16 protein-coding genes are annotated in these 19,335 nt (G+C 66.6%); 8 read left to right on the plus strand and 8 right to left on the minus strand.

All coding sequences use genetic code 11. From position 1 onward, the window contains the following. Positions 1–97: 97 nt before the first annotated feature. Positions 98–1,444 (minus strand): TldD/PmbA family protein, encoded by a 1,347-nt coding sequence (locus tag FHW97_RS15275; RefSeq protein WP_168352049.1) that lies wholly within the window; start codon positions 1,442–1,444, stop codon positions 98–100. 111 nt (positions 1,445–1,555) lie between these two features. Further along, a complete protein-coding gene (locus FHW97_RS15280; protein WP_168352050.1) occupies positions 1,556–1,951 on the minus strand; it encodes a hypothetical protein in 396 nt (131 codons plus the stop codon). 152 nt (positions 1,952–2,103) lie between these two features. Here FHW97_RS15280 and lptB point away from each other — a divergent pair, with 152 nt between their 5' ends. The 5 genes from lptB (at position 2,104) to FHW97_RS15305 (ending at position 7,880) form a co-directional block, all read left to right on the plus strand. Then, positions 2,104–2,889, plus strand: coding sequence for an LPS export ABC transporter ATP-binding protein (gene lptB, locus FHW97_RS15285; RefSeq protein ID WP_022675897.1), 786 nt, complete (start codon positions 2,104–2,106; stop codon positions 2,887–2,889). Positions 2,890–2,941: 52 nt separating this feature from the next. Further along, on the plus strand, positions 2,942–4,507 hold the full coding sequence (gene rpoN / locus FHW97_RS15290; protein WP_168352051.1) for an RNA polymerase factor sigma-54: 1,566 nt from the start codon (positions 2,942–2,944) through the stop codon (positions 4,505–4,507). Positions 4,508–4,593: 86 nt separating this feature from the next. Continuing rightward, positions 4,594–5,736 carry a tetratricopeptide repeat protein gene (locus FHW97_RS15295; protein WP_107716507.1) on the plus strand — a complete coding sequence of 381 codons (1,143 nt, stop codon included), beginning with the start codon at positions 4,594–4,596 and terminating at the stop codon, positions 5,734–5,736. Between the two features lie 316 nt (positions 5,737–6,052). Continuing rightward, positions 6,053–6,754, plus strand: coding sequence for a response regulator transcription factor CtrA (ctrA, locus tag FHW97_RS15300; protein ID WP_022675302.1), 702 nt, complete (start codon positions 6,053–6,055; stop codon positions 6,752–6,754). A gap of 190 nt (positions 6,755–6,944) precedes the next feature. After that, on the plus strand, positions 6,945–7,880 hold the full coding sequence (locus FHW97_RS15305; RefSeq protein ID WP_168352052.1) for a hypothetical protein: 936 nt from the start codon (positions 6,945–6,947) through the stop codon (positions 7,878–7,880). A gap of 330 nt (positions 7,881–8,210) precedes the next feature. On the opposite strand, the gene FHW97_RS15310 is transcribed toward FHW97_RS15305, so the two are convergent. Beyond that, the gene (locus tag FHW97_RS15310; RefSeq protein ID WP_168352053.1) at positions 8,211–9,509 is read right to left on the minus strand and encodes an FAD-binding oxidoreductase; all 1,299 of its coding nucleotides are present in this window, start codon (positions 9,507–9,509) and stop codon (positions 8,211–8,213) included. Positions 9,510–9,609: 100 nt separating this feature from the next. Between FHW97_RS15310 and FHW97_RS15315 the strand changes: the two genes are divergently transcribed. Both FHW97_RS15315 and FHW97_RS15320 read left to right on the plus strand, forming a co-directional pair. After that, on the plus strand, positions 9,610–10,323 hold the full coding sequence (locus FHW97_RS15315) for a tRNA (guanosine(46)-N(7))-methyltransferase TrmB (RefSeq protein ID WP_168352054.1): 714 nt from the start codon (positions 9,610–9,612) through the stop codon (positions 10,321–10,323). Positions 10,324–10,479: 156 nt separating this feature from the next. Continuing rightward, positions 10,480–11,010, plus strand: coding sequence for a hypothetical protein (locus FHW97_RS15320; protein WP_168352055.1), 531 nt, complete (start codon positions 10,480–10,482; stop codon positions 11,008–11,010). Here the strand turns inward: FHW97_RS15320 and FHW97_RS15325 are convergent. From FHW97_RS15325 to FHW97_RS15340, 4 genes are all read right to left on the minus strand, one after another. After that, positions 10,974–11,879 carry a DMT family transporter gene (locus FHW97_RS15325; RefSeq protein WP_168352056.1) on the minus strand — a complete coding sequence of 302 codons (906 nt, stop codon included), beginning with the start codon at positions 11,877–11,879 and terminating at the stop codon, positions 10,974–10,976. The genes FHW97_RS15320 and FHW97_RS15325 overlap by 37 nt on opposite strands. A 37-nt stretch (positions 11,880–11,916) precedes the next feature. Beyond that, positions 11,917–13,698: a long-chain fatty acid--CoA ligase gene (locus tag FHW97_RS15330; RefSeq protein WP_168352110.1), complete on the minus strand. Its 1,782-nt coding sequence runs from the start codon at positions 13,696–13,698 to the stop codon at positions 11,917–11,919. A 182-nt stretch (positions 13,699–13,880) separates the two neighbouring features. Next, a complete protein-coding gene (gene ggt, locus FHW97_RS15335) occupies positions 13,881–15,662 on the minus strand; it encodes a gamma-glutamyltransferase (protein ID WP_171799262.1) in 1,782 nt (593 codons plus the stop codon). Positions 15,663–15,673: 11 nt separating this feature from the next. Next, positions 15,674–16,708 carry a quinone-dependent dihydroorotate dehydrogenase gene (locus tag FHW97_RS15340; RefSeq protein WP_169049398.1) on the minus strand — a complete coding sequence of 345 codons (1,035 nt, stop codon included), beginning with the start codon at positions 16,706–16,708 and terminating at the stop codon, positions 15,674–15,676. Between the two features lie 396 nt (positions 16,709–17,104). On the opposite strand from FHW97_RS15340, the gene FHW97_RS15345 reads away from it, so the two are divergent. After that, complete coding sequence (locus FHW97_RS15345) at positions 17,105–18,085, plus strand: helix-turn-helix domain-containing protein (protein ID WP_171799263.1); 981 nt, start codon at positions 17,105–17,107, stop codon at positions 18,083–18,085. Between the two features lie 25 nt (positions 18,086–18,110). On the opposite strand, the gene lldD is transcribed toward FHW97_RS15345, so the two are convergent. Next, positions 18,111–19,244, minus strand: coding sequence for an FMN-dependent L-lactate dehydrogenase LldD (gene lldD / locus FHW97_RS15350; protein WP_054131626.1), 1,134 nt, complete (start codon positions 19,242–19,244; stop codon positions 18,111–18,113). Positions 19,245–19,335: the final 91 nt, after the last annotated feature.

Here is a 19,335-nt window from a genome sequence, read left to right on the forward strand (position 1 = left end):
ATTGGGCCACACGAAGCCACGAAGGCACGAAGAGAGCGGGTCTGTCCTTCTTCGTGCCTTCGTGGCTTCGTGTGAAAACAAAAAGGGCTACCGCGCGTCAGTCGCCCGCGACGCTCATGCCGTCGATGCGCAGGGTGGGCACGTCGATCCCGCGCTCGATCTTGAGATCGCTGGCCGGGATCATCGCGGCAAACATGGCCAACAGGTTGCCGGCCACGGTAAACTCCGCGATCGGGCCGGCAATTTCGCCGTTGACGATGCGAAAGCCGGCGGCGCCGCGGCTGTAATCGCCGGTCACGCCGTTGACGCCGCTGCCGATCAGTTCGGTGACATAGACGCCATCGGCAATATCGGCGATCAGCTGCGCGCGGGTCAGCGTGCCAGGCTCGATCACCACGTTGCCGGCGGTGACATGCGGCGCGCCCGATCCCCCGCGTGAAGCATGGCCGGTGGGCACGGCGCCCAACTGGCGCGCGGCGGCGCTGTCCATCAGCCAGCCGGTCAGGCGCCCGGCATCGACCAGCTTGCGTGGGCCAGTGGGCAGCCCTTCGCCATCGAACGGGCGCGAGCGCAGGCCACGGCGGCGCAGCGGATCGTCGGTGATGGTCACGCTGCTGTCAAAGATCTGGGCGCCATCCTTGTCGAGCAGGAAGCTGGAACGCCGGGCGATCGCCGAACCCGAGATGGCGCCGAGCAGATGGCCCACCAGCGAGCCGCCCACGCGCGGATCGAACACCACCGGCATCGCCCCGCTTTTGACCCGGCCGGGGTTAAGCCGCGCCACCGCACGTTCGCCGGCCTCGCGGCCGATCTGGCCTGCCGGGGGCAGATCGGCGGCAAAGCGGGTGCTGGCCCAGGCATAGTCGCGCTGCAACGCGCCGCCTTCGCCGGCGATCACGCTGGCCGAAACCGAATGGCTGCTGGCGGCATAGGCACCGGCAAAGCCGTGGCTGGTGGCCAGCGCCACCACGCCGCGCCCGGTGCTGGCGCTGCCGCCCTCGCTGTTGGTCACGCCTTGGACGGCGCGCGCGGCGTCCTCGGCTTCCTCGGCCAGGCGGCGCAGCTCTTGCGGGGCGGGCTCGGCCGGATCATCGAGGTCGAGATCGGGGAAGGGGCCGCGCGCCAGAAGCTGTTCATCGGCCAGGCCGGCAAAGCGATCGGCCGGTGCGGCGCGCGCCATGGCCACGGCGCGGCTGGCCAGTTCATCAAGCGCGGCATCGGCAAGGTCGGTCGATCCGATCGAGGCGGATGCGCCGCCGACGAATACGCGCAGGCCGATATGCTCGGATTCGGAGCGTTCCACGTCTTCCAGCGCGCCCAAACGCACGCTCACGCTTTCCGCGCCGCTGGCGAGATAGACCGCATCGCCCGCCTCTGCCCCGGCGCGCCGGGCGCGTTCGATCAGGGCCTGGCAGCGTTCCTGGGCCTGGGCGGGGGTCAACATCGGGGGCGCACTCCAAACCTGAAACACCGGGGGCCGGCCACATCGGGCTGGCGTGCGCCGCTCCTAGCCGCTGGGGCGCGTGCCGGCAATCAGGCGGCAATCAGGCGGCCATCAGTGGGCGAACAGCGCGATCAGCCCTTCGATCAGCACGGTCACCAGCAGCGGCAGCCCGATCGACACCGCCCACACCGTCAGCCGCGCGCGGTTGAGCGCCGTGGCGAGGGCTGGCGGATCATCGGCCAGGCGGGCGGCGGTCACGTCCCAGTGCTTTTCCATGCGGCGATAGAGCGGGATGATCGCACCGACCAGCACGACCAGCGCGATCATCGGCAGCAGCGTGTTGTCGGCCTCTTCCAGGGCGCGCATGGTCAGGAAGATCTGCAGCGCGGTATAGACCATCAGGCCATAGGCGACGGCATTGCTGACCCGCTTGTGCGCGCTTTCCAGCCGGGCGGTGCGGTCGGCCACGCTTGGCTCCATCGCCATGAATGGCCTGTTCGCTGTCATGATCACTTCTCCCCCGGCATAACGCGCCCAAGCATAACACCATGGCGTTGCGCGCGGTGCAAGCATGTCCACACTGCCGTGCCATGCATCAATCGCGCCAATCCTGCCGCGTTGGGGTTTGCCGCGGCGCCGGACCGGGCTATGAGCAGGGAATGACTGGCTCTTCCTCCGCGCTCGCGTCTGAACCCGCCACTGGTGCCGCCGTGCCGATTCCCCAAGGGGGATTGGAAGTGGTGTCCATCGCCAAGTCTTATGACAAGCGGGCGGTGCTGACCGATATTTCGCTCTCGGTGGGCAAGGGGGAAGTGCTGGGCCTGCTCGGCCCGAACGGCGCGGGCAAGACCACCTGCTTCTATTCGATCATGGGTCTGGTGCGGCCGGATTCGGGTCGCATCCTGCTCGATGGCGTGGATATCACCAAGCTGCCGATGTATCGCCGCTCGGTCTTGGGGCTGGGCTATCTGCCGCAGGAAACCTCGATCTTTCGCGGCATGACGGTGGAACAGAACATTGCCACGGTGCTGGAACTGGTGGAGCCCGACAAGGCGACGCGCGCGGCTGAGCTGGACCGATTGCTCGACGAGTTTGGCCTTACGCGGCTGCGCGCCAGCCCGGCCATGGCGCTTTCGGGCGGGGAGCGGCGGCGCTGCGAAATCGCCCGCGCCCTGGCCGCGCGCCCGTCGATCGTCCTGCTCGACGAACCGTTTGCCGGGATCGATCCGCTGTCGATCAGCGACATCCGCGATCTGGTCAAGGATCTCAAGAAGCGCGGCATCGGCGTGCTGATCACCGACCACAACGTGCGCGAAACGCTCGATATCGTCGATCGCGCCTGCATCATCTATGGCGGCCAGGTGCTGTTTGCCGGCAGCCCCGAGGCGCTGGTGGCCGATCCCAACGTGCGACGGCTCTATCTGGGCGAGGGCTTTACGTTGTGAAGCCGCGCGGCTTTCGCGTTCTGTTTACCACGGGCGGCTGATACCCGCCGCCATGGCTCTTGGTCCACGCCTCGATATCCGCCAGTCGCAATCGCTGGTGATGACGCCGCAGCTGCAGCAGGCGATCAAGCTGCTGGCACTGTCCAACCTTGAAGTGGAAACCTTCATTGGCGAGGCGCTGGACGCCAACCCCCTGCTGGAAATGGGCGATGCCGCGCCAGGATTGGCCGGAGAGGAGGCACCGGGCGAAGACCTGCGGCGCACCCATCTCGAATCGAGCCCGGTGGACCAGCTGGTGGGCGAGGGCCGCGCCGCCGAAGATCGCCCGCTCGATATCGATTCGTCTGCGCTCGATCTTGATCGCGATACCGGCGATGGCGCCGTGGCCCTGTCCGATCTGGCCAGCAGCGGCCTGCGCGAAGGGACGATCGGCGCCGACGGTGGCGGCAGCAGCGGCGGCGAAGGGCCGGATATCGATGAGCGCGGCGCGAGTGCTGCCTCGCTGGCCGAGCATCTTCATGGCCAGATCGGCGCCACGACATCCGATGCCCAGCTGTTGTTCGTGGGGCGCTGGCTGATCGATCAGCTGGACGAGACCGGCTACTTGCGCATGGCTCTGCCCGAGGTGGCCGAGGCGCTGGGCTTGCCGCTGAGCCGGGTGGAAGCGGCGCTGGCGCTGGTGCAGACGCTCGATCCCACCGGGGTGGGCGCGCGCACGCTGGGCGAATGCCTGGCGCTCCAGGCGCGTGAGGCGGACCGCTATGACCCGCTGATGGCGCGGCTGCTCGACAATCTCGATCTGCTGGGCCGGGGCGAACTGGCCCGGCTGCGCCGCCTGTGCGGGGTGGACGAGGAAGACTTTGCCGACATGCTGGCCGAATTGCGTGGCTATGATCCCAAGCCAGGCCTGCGCATCGGCAGCGGCCCGGCCGAGGCGATCAGCCCGGATATCCTGGTGCAGCCAGCGCGCGGCGAGGGCGATCCGGCCGACGATGCCGGAGCGGAGGTGCCTGGCTGGGCGATCAGCCTGAACCCTGCCACGCTGCCGCGCGTGCTGGTCAACCGCAGCTATTACGTGGAAATGCGCCGCTCTTGCGTGGACAAGACGGCGCGGGCCTGGCTGGGCGAGCGGCTGGCCGATGCCAACTGGCTGGTCAAGGCGCTGGACCAGCGGCAGAAAACCATTCTCAAGGTGGCGGCCGAGATCGTGAAGCAGCAGGAAGGCTTCTTTCGCCACGGCGTGTCGCACCTGCGCCCGATGACGCTGCGCACCGTGGCCGAAGCGGTCAAGATGCACGAGAGCACGATCAGCCGCGTGACCTCGAACAAATACCTGCATTGCCTGCGCGGCACGTTCGAACTGAAGTATTTCTTCACCTCGGGTGTGGCGGGCACCGATGGCGAGGGGGTTTCGGCCGAGGCGGTGAAAGCGGCGATCCGCCAGTTGATCGATGGCGAGGATCCCAAGGCGATCCTGTCGGACGATGCGCTGGTCGATCTGCTCAAAGCGCGCGGCTTTGACCTGGCGCGGCGCACGGTGGCCAAGTACCGCGAGGCGATTGGCCTGGGCAGCTCGGTCCAGCGGCGCCGGCAAAAGGCGCTGGCCGGGGTGCGTTGACCGCACCGGGCGGCGCGGGATAATGCGGCGCCGCACGGGTGCCGGGCGAAATCGGGCCGCCCTGGTGCGGCATGAGGGAAGATGTGATGAACGAAGCCGACCACAGTTCTGCCGCTGGCGGGCCCAAGCCCCCGGTCTGGCGCGGTGTGGCGGTGGGCGTGCTGACGGTGGCGGCGATCATCGGCGGCGGCATCGGCATCTATCGCCTGGAGCGTCCGGCCGAACTGGTCGAGGCCGCCGGCCAGCCCGAGCGGCCGGAAGTGACGCCGGTGGTGCTCGACAGTGCAGTGCCCGCGCCGCTGCCCGATGCCAGTGCGCCTGCGGCCGACGCCTCGAACGCGGCGCCCGATGCCGAGCCGAGCCCGGAACCCTCGCCCGTGGTCGATGATACGATCACGCGGATGGAACAGCGCCTGAAGGACGAGCCCGAAGACGTGCAGGGCTGGCGCATGCTGGGCTGGGCCTATTTCCAGAACGCCCGCTACAAGGACGCGGCGCGCGCGTTGCGCAAGGCCACGGCGCTCGATCCCGATCATGCCGAAAGCTTTTCGTTCCTGGGCGAGGCGCTGGTCATGGCTTCGCGCCGCGAAGGGCAGATGCCGCGCGGGGCGCGAATCGCCTTTGACAAGGCCTTGGCGATCGATCCCAAGAATGCGCGTGCGCGCTATTTCAAGGCGCTGTCGCTCGATCTGGCCGGCCAGCACCGCCGTGCCCTGCGCGCATGGTTTGCGCAGCTGAGCGAAACGGCGCCCGACGCGCCCTATGCCAGCGATATCCGCAGCGTGATCCGCAGCGTGGGCAAGCGCCACCATATCGAGGTGGAAAAGCGCCTGGCGATTGCCGATGCCCAGGCCCGCCTGCCCAAGGTGGACAAGGACAAGACCAAGGAAAAGGGCAAGGGCAAGGATGCCGAGCGCCGCAAAGGCGCGCTGCCGGGGCCGGCCCATGCCGAGCTGAAAACCGCGTCGGGCGCGCAGACCGGCGGCGTGGACAGCGGCACGCGTGCGGCGATGGAGCGCGGCATGGTCGATGGGTTGGAAGCGCGGCTGGCGCGCAACCCCGGCAACGTCGATGGCTGGATTCTGTTGATTCGCAGTCGTGTGCAGCAGGACCGGCGCGATGACGCAGCCAAGGCGCTGGCCAAGGGGCTGGCGGCGTTCAAGACCCAGCCTGCCAATGCGCAAAAGCTGCGTGATGCCGCCGCGCGCCTGGGCATTGCCGCCGATTGAGCGTTTTCGCGTCGCGAATCCTCGCCTGCCATTGCCGTTCTTCCCGATGGCGCATGGAAAAGCACGTTAACCGTGTGGGCTTACGATTGGTCTTCGCAAGCCTTGCCGTTGTCGCTTTGGGGGAAGCGGCGCGGTAAGGATTTGCGGGAATGCGACGAGGGCGGGGTTTGCAGCGATGATTGCTGGCAAATGGCTGCCGACACCGGACCTGTGCTTACGTTAAATTAACCTTTCATGTTCATAGGTCATATGGTTAATGATGGGCATGCGCCTCAGTAGGGGGCTGTGCCGGGGAATGGCAAGAAGGGGCTGATCCATGCGCGTGCTGCTGATCGAGGACGAGCCGGCAACGGCCAAGGCAATCGAATTGATGCTGACGGCCGAAGGGTTCAACGTCTACTCCACCGACCTGGGGGAGGAAGGCCTCGATCTCGGCAAGCTGTATGATTACGACATCATCCTGCTCGACCTGAACCTGCCCGACATGCACGGGTATGACGTGTTGAAAAAGCTGCGCGTCGCCAAGGTGCAGACGCCGGTGCTGATCCTTTCGGGCATTTCCGAAATGGATTCCAAGGTCCGCTCGTTCGGCTTTGGTGCCGATGACTATGTGACCAAGCCATTCCACCGCGAAGAACTGATCGCCCGCATCCACGCCGTGGTGCGCCGGTCCAAGGGCCATTCGCAATCGGTCATCCGCACCGGCAAGCTTTCGGTCAATCTTGACGCCAAGACCGTGGAAGTGGACGCCGCGCGCGTGCATCTGACCGGCAAGGAATACGCGATGCTGGAACTGCTCTCGCTGCGCAAGGGCACCACGCTGACCAAGGAAATGTTCCTCAACCATCTCTATGGCGGGATGGACGAGCCCGAACTCAAGATCATCGACGTGTTCATCTGCAAGCTGCGCAAGAAGCTGGCCCATGCCTGCGGCGGCGAGAACTACATCGAAACCGTCTGGGGTCGCGGCTATGTGCTGCGCGATCCCGACGACATGACGGCCATCGAAGCGGCCTGATCCTCTTTTTCTGCGCACAATCCCGAAGCGGCCCGTTCCCACGACGGGCCGTTTTCGTTTGGTGTTTCACGTGTAACATTGGGTGTGCGGGCGAGCGTCGAGCGGATGAATTTACGGCCGTGCTGCCGGGCGGATGTGTCGTGTTTTGGTGGGAAGCGGACGTTAGCGATTTCAAGCTATGGCCTGTGGAATGAATGAAGCTGCTTCTTCTTCGTTTGCGTGGTCTCCGGGAGTGGGACCAGATCGAACAGCGCTTGATCGCATGGCCCAAGCCTTCCCAAAGCCTACAAAACCGATGGGTGAGGCATGGTTCATGGCACCCGAGCGGGAGATGTATCCGCAGTTGTTTGGCGACATAACTAAGCTGCAGGATGACGCGGTTACGAAGCCGCTTGAGGAGATTGCGTCTGGTTTGAGCAGTTTCGGCCTGCTCGCTGAGTGGGTCGAATGGTATCACTACCTCCTTCCACAACTTATTGTGCGTCGATGGAAAACGACCTTCTACCAGCCAGCTGAGACCCTGTTCACAGCCTTCATGATCCAGCATCCCTTTGTTGGGGGCACACCACCCTATCCAGACTTCTATGTCGACGCGCTCCACACCCTCGGCCGGTATGTCATGTCGCCGATCTTCTGGCCGGCAGGGAAGCTTGATGCGGTCAACTGCCTTTCCAAATGGACCGGTCCGAATGGGGTAGCGGGTTGGTCTTGGGCCGGCAGCTTGTTGTCTGCCTCACTGTTTTTCTCTGCAAGGTATCTGCCGGCGAGCGATGTAGAGAGCTGGTTTCAGTCTGCTGTAAGTATCTCCGACCGGTTATGGCAGCTTCAGATCATGACGTGGTTGAACGGAGCCTATCCAATCCTGACTGGTGAAATCGATCAACCTAGCGATTTCCCTGAGTTTGGCCCGTTGGGCGGCGGATGGGATTGGTCGCACGCCATAAATGGCGGTTCCGCAGGCGTCCCCTTCCTTCCACCAGAAAACTGCAAGGCTATCGTGGAGGTGGCGCGCGACCTGAAGGTTGAAGCACTGATCGAGGAGATCTGGACCGATCCGACGATGAGCGGCATTGCAGCCGAAGCAGCGGGAATACCGGCATACTTTCTAGAACTCTATCGGACCTAAAGCGTCTTTTGACATGGTCCGCAGGTGGTGAATGCCCACGATGCCCACTGGCATTTCAGGTTCAGCTATCAAATCCACTGGGGCAGGCACCTCCACGAACTGTCATACTATCTCTATGCGAAGATCAGCCGGGATCTTTCTGCGGAGTGGTAATGTCCACAAGTGGGCGCTTTCGGACATGCACACTATATCGCAATATTTGAGTTTGACCCAATCTGATTCGCGCAGAGGCGCGGAGGTTCCATTTTCTCTGCGCCTCCGCGCCTCTGCGCGAAATACTATTCTTCTTCTTAAATTCCGAAAATCTGCAATCAGTCTGCGGTCAAACCCCTAGCGGAACTTCTCCAGCAGCAGATACCAGCGCATGCCCAGCATCAGCAGCGGGTTGCCCAGCCAGTCGCCCAGTGGGACGTGCACCGGCTTGAGTGCGGCGAAAATGTCGAAGCGTTCCAGGGTGCCGGCGATGGCCTCGGCCATGACTTCGGCGACGACGTGGCTGGTGGCGACGCCGTGGCCGGAATAGCCTTGCGCATACCACACGTTATTGGCCAGCTTGCCCAGCTGCGGCGCGCGGTTGATGACGATGCCCATGGCGCAGGACCAGGCATGCTCGATCTTCACGCCCTTCAGCCGTGGAAACGTTGCCTCGATCGCCGGGCGCAATTCATCGGCGAACGAACGCGATTCGCGGCCGGAATAGTTGGCGCCGCCCCCAAACAGCAGGCGCCCATCGGCGGTGAGGCGATAGTAATCGAGCACGAAGCGGCAATCATAGACCGCCAGGTCGTGTGGATTGATCGCGCGCGCCGCATCGCCCAGCGGTTCGGTGGTGACGATCCCGCCCACCGCCGGAAAGATCAGCCCGCCCAGCCGCTTGCGTTCCAGCTTGTGATAGACATCGCCAGCGACCATCACCTGCGCGGCGCTGATGCTGCCCTGGGCGGTGATCACGCGGGGGCGCGGCCCGTGGACGATGTCGACAACCGGCGAGCCCTCGAACAGGCGCACGCCGAGCTGGGCGGCGGCCTTGGCCTCGCCCAGGCACAGCTTGAGCGGATGGAGGTGCATGTTGCGGCTGTTGAGCAGGCCGCCGCAATAGCGCGGGCTTTCGAGGTGGTCTCGCATGCCGGCCGCATCGAGCAGCACGACATCATCGCCCATGCCGCGCGCGCAGCCCTGGGCAAAGGTTTCTTCCAGCTCGGCCATGTGGGCGGGCTTCATCGCGGCGTGGATGTGGCCGTGCTTGAGGTCACACGCGATGCCATAGCGGGCAACGCGCGCGGCGATCACGTCTTGCCCGTGCCAGCGCAGCCACCAGAGAAAATCGTCGAGTTCTGCGCCCAGGCGGCGTTTCCACTGCTTGCGCAGTTCGCCTTCGCCCGAAAGGCTGCCGGTTACCTGGCCGCCGTTGCGCCCGCTTTGGCCCCAGCCGATGCGGTTGGCTTCCACCAGGACCACCGACAGCCCGCGTTCGGCCAGTTCCAAGGCGGTGTTGACGCCGGTAAAGCCGCCGCCGATCACCACGACATCGGCACTGTGATCACCTTGCAGCACTGGCCAGGCAGTATCGTCGCCCAGGCTGGCGGAATAGTACGTGTGGGGGCGATCGATCAGCGGTGCGGTGGCCATGGCCGATCATTGCCAAGATCGATCACAGATCAAGCGAAACCGTGCAGTATGTGCGCCGGGCATTGACCGCAACGCGCGCCCCTGCCATCGGCTGCGCCCCATGACGGCACACAAATCCGGCGATCCGACCACGCTCAACCGCCTTTACGGCCGCGCCAAGGGCAAGCCCCTGCGCCAGGGCCAGCAGGCCCTGGTCGATACCCTGCTGCCCCGCATCGCGGTGCCGGCGCAAGGCCCGGTCACGGCCCAGGCGCTGTTCGGGCACGATTGCCCGCTGCATTTCGAGATCGGCTTTGGCGGCGGCGAGCACATGGCCTATCGCGCCGACCTGCTGCCCGACCATGGCTTTATCGGCGCCGAGCCGTTCCTGAACGGTGTGGCGCAGGCGCTGACCCATGTGGATGGCGACAATGGCGCCCATCCGCCGCTGGGCAATGTGCGCATCCACCACGGCGATGCGCTGGAAGTGCTGGAACGCGTGCCCGATGGCACGCTGTCGTTCCTCTATCTGCTGCATCCCGATCCCTGGCCCAAGGCGCGCCACGCCAAGCGGCGCATGATGAACGATGGCCCGGTCGATCTGTTCGCGCGCAAGCTCAAGCCGGGCGGCGAATTCCGCTTTGGCACCGACCATCCGATCTATCTGCGCCACGCGCTGATGGTGATGCGCCGCCACACCGACCAGTTCCGCTGGCAGGCGCAGACCGCGCAGGATTTCCAGCAGCGCCCGGGCGGCTGGCCGGAAACCCGCTATGCCGCCAAGGCCCGCGCCCAAGGCCATGAAATCTGGTATTTCCGGTACACCCGCAGCTGAACCAGAGCGCTGCGGGCTGTGGTGCAGTTTGCCATAACTGGCGGGCGGGGCCCGTGCGCATGGGCTGATTAATGGCGCGCTAACTATCGAGGCGTAGCGTTTGTCCTATCGGCGGGACAGGTGCGAACGGCACGGACCGCCGCATCGGAGCGCGCCATGTCTCACCACCAGACTGCCACCCAGCTGCTGAACGAACTGCGCGAATTTGCCAGTTTTCCGGCGGCGACCCAGCGCTATATCCGGCGCAGCCTGGATATCGGGCTGGGCCGGCGCGATGCTTTCCAGATCTGGGCGCGCACGGCGGCCGAGACCGCGGCGATCCGCACGCAATACGTGGTCTATCAGGATCTCAAGCTGCTGCGCACGATGCTGCCCGAAGGCCCGGCGGCGGAGGGTATCGAGCGGTTCATGGGGGCGCTGATCCGCCTGACCGCCTTCGATCTGGGCCAGGACCGGCTCGACGGGTTTTCGGCCTATCGCTTTCTCTACGAGCGGCTGCTGGGCGCAGAGGTACGGCCCTGGCTGCCGGCGGCATTTTGCGGCGCGGCGGCGCTGCCGCAGATTCGCCCGTTGCGGCGCAAGGACCTGCTGCAATCGATCAGCGAGGCTGCGGCCACGGCACCCGGCTGGTCCACCCGCGCGCCGACGTTCTATCCCGATTTCGTGCCGCTGGAAGAAGCGGCCTGAGCCACGGCCCGCGCGCGCTGCGCACTGGTGGCGGCGGTGCCGGCCGAGGCCAGCACGATCAAGCCGATCGCCAACCATTGATCGGGGGTGAGCCGTTCGCCCAGCAAGGCCCAGCCGGTTAGCGCGGCAACGGCCGGCGCGGCGCTGAGCAGCATGCCAAAGACACCTGCGGGCAGGCGGCGCATCGCCTCTATCTCAAGCCCATAGGGCAGCGCGCTGGACAAGATGGCGATGGCCAAGCCCGTGGCCAGGGCGTGGGGCATGAGTAGCGCCGGGCTGCCGCTCAGCAGCACCAATATCGGCACGACGACCACGGCGGCCACGGCCATGCCCCAGGCCACCGCATCGGTGCCCAGTGCCGCCGCCACGTGCCGCCCTGTGACGATATAGCTGGCCCAGCACACCGCCGCGCCGCCCGCCAACAGCAGCCCGCGCGGGTCCAGCGTCTGGCCAGGATGCCAGGGCAGCAACAGCGCCAGGCCAGCTACCGCGCAGGCCAGCCACAGGAAATCATGCGGGCGGCGCGAGGCAGCCAGCACGATGGCGAGCGGCCCCATGACCTCTACCCCTACGGCAATGCCGATCGGGATGTGCGAAAACGCCTGGTAGATCAGGAGGTTCATGATCCCCAGGATCGCGCCATAGGCCGCCAGGCCCGGCCACAGCGCGCGCGGCACCGGGCGCCGCCAGGGCCGCCGCCAGGCCAGCAGCACCAAGGCCGCCAGCGCCACGCGCAGCAGCGTGGCGCCGCCCGCGCCGACCAGGGGAAACAGCTGCTTGGCAAAACCGGCGCCAAGGTTGCCCGAAACCTGCGCGGACAGCGTGGCACAGGCGCCGGCCAGCGTGGCACGGGAAGTGGTGCGAGACATCGGCTTCCCTTAGCGCCTGCGCGCCGGTCTGCCAGCCTTATCCCTTGTACAGCGCGTCCATCCGCGCGCCATAGCGTTCGCGAATCTTGTGGCGGCGGATCTTGAGCGAGGGGGTGAGTTCCTCGTTGGCGATGGCAAAGGGTTCGTCGGCCAGGGTGAACTGGCGCACCTTTTCGATCACGGACAGATCACGGTTCACCCGGTCCACCGCCTCGCGCATCGCGCTGCGGAAGGCGGGCAGATCGGCCAGCCGCGCCAGATCGTGGGGGGCGTCGTTTTCCACCGACCACTGCATCGCCCATTCGGCATCGGGCACGATCAGGCCAACCACGTAGGGGCGCTTGTCGCCCGATACCATGGCCTGGGCGATTTCGGGCTGAAGGGTGAGCATGCCCTCGATCTTTTGCGGAGAGACATTGTCGCCCTTGTCGTTGACGATCATGTCTTTCTTGCGATCGGTGATCTTGATGCGGCCCTGGCCATCGATGTGGCCGATATCGCCGGTGTGCAGCCAGCCATCCTGGATGGCGCGGGCGGTTTCGGCATCGTTGTGCCAATAGCCGTGCATCACCAGTTCGCCGCGCACCAGGATTTCACCGTCGGGCGCGATGGCCACTTCCACGCCAGCAAGCGGCGGGCCGACGGTATCCATGCGAATGCCGGCGGCCGGGCGGTTGCAGGCGATCACCGGGCCAGCCTCGGTCTGGCCATAGCCTTGCAGCATGGTCAGCCCCATGGCCTCGAAGAATAGCCCGACTTCGGGGTTGAGCGGCGCGCCGCCCGATACCAGCGCCTTGATCCGCCCGCCAAAGCGCGCCCGCACCTTGGGGCGCAAGGTGCGCTCGATCAGCAGGTTGAGCGGCCGATCGATCAGCCGCAGATGCCCGGTCTCTTCCTGGTGGGCGGCGATCGCCAGGGCTCGGTCCATCAGCCATGTGGCCACACGCCCCTGCTTTTCGATCTGCTTGATGATCCGGGCACGCAGCACTTCGAACAGGCGGGGCACCACCACCATGATCGTGGGGCGCACTTCCTCGATGTTGCTTGCGAGCTTTTCCAGGCTTTCGGCATAGGCAATGCGTGCGCCCACGCCGATCGGCAGCCATTGCCCGCCGGTGTGTTCATAGGCGTGGCTCAAAGGCAGGAACGACAGGAACTGGTCATCGCCCAGGTGGAAATCCTCGGCCAGGACTTGGGCTGCGCCGGCCACGTTGGCGAGGATCGCGCCATGGTGCTGGCGCACGCCGCGCGGGGCGCCGCCGGTTCCGCTGGTGTAGATGATGCAGGCCAGATCCTCGCGCCGAATCGCGGCAATCCGCTGGCTCACGGCCGCGCGGGCGGCGGCGGCATCGCCCTGCAGCAGGGTTTCCCAATCATGGAAATGCAGCGTGCCGGCCTGCTGCTGGCGCAGCGGTTCGATCCCGATGACGTGTTCGGCGCAAGGCGCGTTGAGCGCGGCGGCAAGCAGCGGCTGGGCCAGCTTGGCATTCGATACGATGATCGCGCGCGCCCCGGAATTTTCCAGGATATGGAGGTGATCGCGCGCGGTATTGGTGGTGTAGGTGGGCACGGTGACCAGTCCGGCGGCCATGATCGCGATATCGGCAATGCACCATTCGGGGCGATTTTCCGACACCAGCATGACCCGGTCACCGGGATTGAGGCCAAGGCCGCGCAGGGCCTGGGCCAGCAGGCAGACCTGATCGGCCACGCTGCGCCACGATTGCGCCACCCAGGTGCCCTGGCGTTTGGCCGAAAGGAACGGCGCATCGCCATGCTGCGCCGCGCGGGCCAGAAACAGGCTGACCAGGTTCGGCATTTCAGCCAGCTGTGCCACTTGCACGGCAGCTTGGTTTTCACCCACGGACACGCACACTCTCCCTGCTGGCCCGTATTCGCGCCAGTTCCCAAAACGGATAGCTAGGCCGCGCGTTCCGTTACGGCAAGCGGGGTTTGCGGGCAGTCATCCGGCTGCCACGGGGCAGCTGGATGACCGCGGAGTCACTGGGCGATGGCGGCGCCTTCGCTGCGCGGATCGGCCGCGCCATGCCAGCGATCGCCCACGCGTTCGATGGCGTTGGCCTTGAGCGGCATCTTGCATGCCTGGGTCTGGGCATGGCCCATGGCCACCAGCGTGGGGATCATCGCCTCAAGCCGGGTGCCCTGTTCGACGCAGACGCGGTCACCAGGCGCAAACAGCACGGGCAGGGCCAGCGCCTGCTGCGCGGTAAGGTGCCAATCGAGCACGCCGATCAGCGCGCGGATCACCTGGGCGGGGATCGTGGCGCCGCCAGCGGCCCCCACCACCAGGCGGATCTGGCCATCAGGGCCGAACACCACGGTGGGCGACATCGAGCTGCGCGGTCGCTTGCCGCCTTCCACCCGGTTGGCGGTAGGCTGGCCGTCGCGCAGCGGATCGAGGTTGAAATCGGTGAGTTCGTTGTTGAGGAAATAGCCACCGGCCATCAGTCCCGAACCAAACGCGCTTTCCACCGTGGAGGTATAGCTGGCGGCATTGCCCCAGCGATCCACCGTGACGAAATGCGAGGTGCCGAATTCGGGCTGCGGCTTGGCCGGAGCGAGCCGCGCAGTAACCCCGGCCGGAATCCCGGCGGAAACGTGGGGCAGTGCGGTCTGCGCCGAAATCAGCTGCGATCGCTGCGCCAGATAGGCCGGATCGACCAGGCCGGCCACCGGCACTTTGACGAAGTCGGGATCGGCCAGGTACTGATCACGGTCGGCATAGGCAAGGCGCTCGCTTTCTGCCAGCAGGTGCCAGGCCAACGGGCTGTCGGGCCCCAGCGCGGAAAGATCGAAGCGTTCGAGCTGGCCCAGCGTGGCCAGCACCGTGGTGGCGCCCGAGGAGGGCGGCCCCATCGAGCAGATGCGATACTGGCGATAGCGGCCACAGACCGCCGGGCGCGGCACGGCCTTGAACGCGGCGAGGTCTGCCGTGGTCATTGGCGCCGGGTTGACCGGGGCAGTGCCCACCTTGGTGGCGATGGCCTGGGCATTGCTGCCGGAATAGAACCAGTCGGCGCCATGGAGTGCCACCGCTTCCAGCGTATCGGCCAGCGCCGGGTTGCGCACGATCGTGCCCACCGGCAGCGGCTGGCCATCGGCGCCATAGAACAGCGCCTTCCCGGCCGGATCGAGGCCGGCGATATCGGGATTGTCGGCCAGGGCATGATAGAGGCGCGGGGTAATGGCAAAGCCATCGCGCGCCAGCTTGATCGCCGGCGCGAACAGCATGTGCCAGGCGAGCTTGCCATGTTCGGCATGGGCCAGCGCGGCCAGGCGCAGCGAGCCGGGCACACCCACGCTGCGCCCGCCGGGGCGCGCCTGGGGAAAGGCCATGGCCTGGCCATCCTTGAAGAACCACTGCGGCGTGGCGGCGGCTGGTGCCTTTTCCCGCCCGTCGACCGTATCGACCTGGCCGGCGGCATCGGCCATGATCAGGAAACCACCACCGCCGATGCCGGAACTTTGCGGTTCCACCACGGTCAGCGCGAGCATGGTGGCGAGCGCGGCATCGGTGGCCGAGCCGCCCTGGCGCAGCATCTGCGCCCCGGCATCGGCCGCGCGCGGATCGGCCGCAGAAACCAGACCCTGGCGGCCGACATCGGCCCCATCGGTGCGGCCCGGGGTGAGGGCGAGCGCGGGGGCCGGCGTGGTTGCCGTACCCGGTGTGGCGCCGGGCATGGTCTGGCAGGCGGCCAGGGCCAGCGTGGAAATAACCGCGAGGGAAGCGGTGGCAAGCGGGGAGAGGCTGCGCAAGGTCATGGCAGCGATGGCTATTGCGTCCCGACCGCCTCTGCAATGCTTGTCATGCCTTCGGCGCGCACGCGGCGGGCGAGGCCGGTGATGATGTGCTGCGCCAGCCGGGGGCCATGATAGACCATGCCGCTGTATATCTGGATCAGGCTGGCCCCGGCGCGGATGCGCTGCCAGGCATCTTCGGCACTGGCGATGCCGCCCACGCCGATCAGCGGAATGGCGCCGCCCGTGGCGCTGCGGAACGCACGCAGCATTTCCAGCGCCAGCGGGGCCAGCGGCTTGCCGGATAGGCCGCCGGTTTCGCCGGCATGGGGCGAACGCAGGCTGGCCGGGCGAGTGATCGTGGTGTTGCTCACGATCAGGGCATCAAGCCGCTTGTCCATGGCGATGCGGCAGATCGCGTCGATATCCGACCGTTGCAGATCCGGCGCCAGCTTGAGGAAGATCGGCGTCTTGTGCGGCGCGCGTGCGGCGATCACCGCATCGAGCAGATCGCCCAGCGCGCTTTCATCCTGCAACGCACGCAGGCCCGGCGTGTTGGGAGAGCTGATGTTGACCGTGAGATAGGTGGCCAGTGGCGCCATGATCCGCGTCATTTCCGCGTAATCGGCCACACGATCGACCGAATCCTTGTTGGCGCCGATATTGGCGCCCAGGATGCCGGGCTTGCCCAGGCGCTGGGTCAGGCGCCGGCTGACCACTTCGGCGCCATGGTTGTTGAAGCCCATGCGGTTGATCACCGCCTCGTCCTCTACCAGGCGGAACAGGCGCGGGCGCGGGTTGCCGGCCTGGGGCCGCGGGGTGACCGTGCCGATTTCGACAAAGCCGAAATCCAGCCCGAACAGCGCGTCGGCCACTTCTGCGTTCTTGTCGAACCCTGGGGCCAGGCCGACCGGATTGGGGAACACGATCCCTGCCACGCGCTGCGCCAGCGCAGGCTCCGGCGCGGCGCGGCCGCCGGCCGGCGCCATGGCCAGCGCGCGCAGCGTCAGCGTGTGTGCGGTTTCTGCCGGCAAACGAAAAAGCAAAGGACGTGCAAGACGATAGAGCATTAACGGGCCATGCGTTGGGTGCGGTCGGGGAAGGGCTTCCTATTGCGGGCCGCGCGCGCGCCGCCAAGCCGCAAAACACGCTTGGCATGGTTTAGTGTCGGGAGGTGGGGCGAAAACTTTTCCGCTGTGGCGCGGATGCCACCGATTTTGTCGAATCCATACAATCAGGGAATCGACCTATCGCTTAGGTCCGCTTTGCGACCCGAAGGGCTCGGTGCAGTGATGTATCGGGTTCTCCACTTTACGGCGGCTTGGCCCTTGGCCCAGCCGCCGTTTTTTCATCCATTATCGAAGTATCGCTTTGTATTGCTTGACATGACAGTGGCTTGGATGGTCGCTGGCAGCCATGGGGCAATACGAAAGATCACAGTATCGGCAGCCGTTCCGGGTGCAGCGATGAACCATGCCACGGCGCCGCGGCAACCTGCGGGTATCGGCCTGCGTTCCTGGGGACGCACCGACACTGGCGGGGATAGCCTGACCCTTGATCACTGGCCCGCGCCGCCTGCCCTGGCGCCTTATATCGGCAGCTTTTTCCAGATATGCGGCGCCGATCCGCTGCAGGAAGACATGCTACCGGCCGGCCCAGCCATGCTGGCGATATTCCTGCGTGGGGAAGGGCTGCTGCGGTTGCCCGGCGGCCTGGCCGATGCGAGCGCGCCGGCCAGCGTTATCACGCCGCTGCGGGCCGCAGCGCGGATCGAGATTGCCGGGCCCTGGCACGTGTTCGGCGCGCTGCTGTCGCCGCTGGGCTGGGCGGCGCTGACTGGCGGCCTTTCCGCCTCGGAGCACGGCAACCGGCTGCGCGATGCGGGCGAACTGCTGGGCGGCGGGGTGCGCCGCCTGGCCGCAGACCTGTCCCAGGGGCACGGCGTTCGGCCCTTTACCCTGGCCGAACTGGTGGCGCGCAGCGTGCCGGTACTGCAGGCGCGGCTGCATGCCCTGTCTGACGCGCACGTGCGCCTGGTGGATGAGGTGCAGGCCTGGCTGGCCCGCGCGATGTCACCGGTGGTGGACGATCTCTATCGCGATGCGTGCTATTCCCCGCGCCAGCTGCAGCGCCTGGTCGATCGCTATTTCGGCTTGCCGCCCAAACAGCTGGCGCGGCAGCATCGCGCCCTGCGCGCCGCCGCGCTGCTGGCCGATCCCGCCACCACGCCGCAGCAGGCCGCCAGCGTGGCCGATCATTTCTATGACCAGTCACACCTGATCCGCGAAGTGCGCCTGGTGACCGGGCGCACCCCGGCCCGGCTGGTCGAGCAGCGGCTGCCCCTGCTGGATGCCATGCTGGGCCTGCATGCGCCGGCGGTGCGGCGGATCGGTGCGTTGGCGGGCGCTGCACCCCCCACTACGCCGCCGCCCGCCACCCCGGCGTGATCCGGGCCAATTGCGCTGGGCGGGATCAGCCGGCCAGCGTGTGCGCGCCGATATCGGCCACGGTGCGCGCGCCGGTCAGCGCCATGGTCACGCGCATGTCACGCGCGATGAGATCGAGCAACTGGCCCACGCCAGCGCCGCCGCGCGCCGCCAGGGCATAGATGAACGCGCGGCCCAGCATCACCGCATCGGCGCCGCTGGCCAGCATGCGCACCACGTCGAGCCCGGTGCGCACGCCCGAATCCGCCAGGATGCGCAGATCGCCCTGCACCGCATCGGCAATGCGCGGCAGCGCCGCGACGGAAGACAGCGTGCCATCAAGCTGGCGCCCGCCATGGTTCGACACGACCAGGCCATCGGCGCCAAACCGCACCGCATCGCGCGCGTCTTCCGGTTCGAGGATGCCTTTGACCACCATCGGCCCGTCCCAGAAGGCGCGGATCCATTCGAGATCCTTCCAGCCGATGCCGGGATCGAAATTGTTGCCGAGCCAGCCGATATAATCGCCCAGCGCCATGGGCTTGCCCATATAGGCCGAGACATTGCCGAGGTCGTGCGGCTTGCCGCGCAGGCCCACGTCCCAGGCCCAGGCGGGGTGGGTCATCGCCTGGATCATGCGCCGCAGCCCGGCGTAGGGGCCCGACATGCCCGAATGTGCATCGCGATAGCGCGAGCCGGGCAGCGGCATGTCGACCGTGAATACCAGGGTCTTGATGCCAGCGGCCTTGGCGCGTTCCAGCACGTTGCGCATGAAGCCGCGATCCTTGAGCACATAGAGCTGGAACCAGATCGGGCGCGGGCACTGGGCCTGTACTTCTTCGAGCGGGCAGACCGACACGGTGGAAAGCGTGAACGGCACGCCATGGGCAGCCGCGGCGCGCGCCGCCTGCACTTCACCGCGGCGGGCATACATGCCGGTCAATCCGACCGGCGCGAGCACGACCGGCAGGGCCATGTCCTCGCCAAACAGGGTGGTGGCAGTGGACAGGCCGCCCACGTCGCGCAGCACGTTCTGGCGGATGCTCAGCGCCTGGAGATCGGCCTCGTTCCGGCGCAGCGTGGTTTCCGCACCCGATCCGCCGTCGATATAATGAAACAGAAACGGCGGCAGGCGCCGCGCGGCCGCGCCACGGAAATCGGTGGGTGCGGAAATGATCATCTGCCTTGCTTCCTGCTGTGCCGTGTGCGGCGCGGCCGTTGCCGGCGGCCGTTCCTGGCGGCAGGCACTATCACGGCAGCGCCGCAATGGG

Source organism: Novosphingobium sp. SG754 (genome assembly GCF_013149315.1).
In the GTDB taxonomy this organism is placed as follows: Bacteria; Pseudomonadota; Alphaproteobacteria; order Sphingomonadales; family Sphingomonadaceae; genus Novosphingobium; species Novosphingobium capsulatum.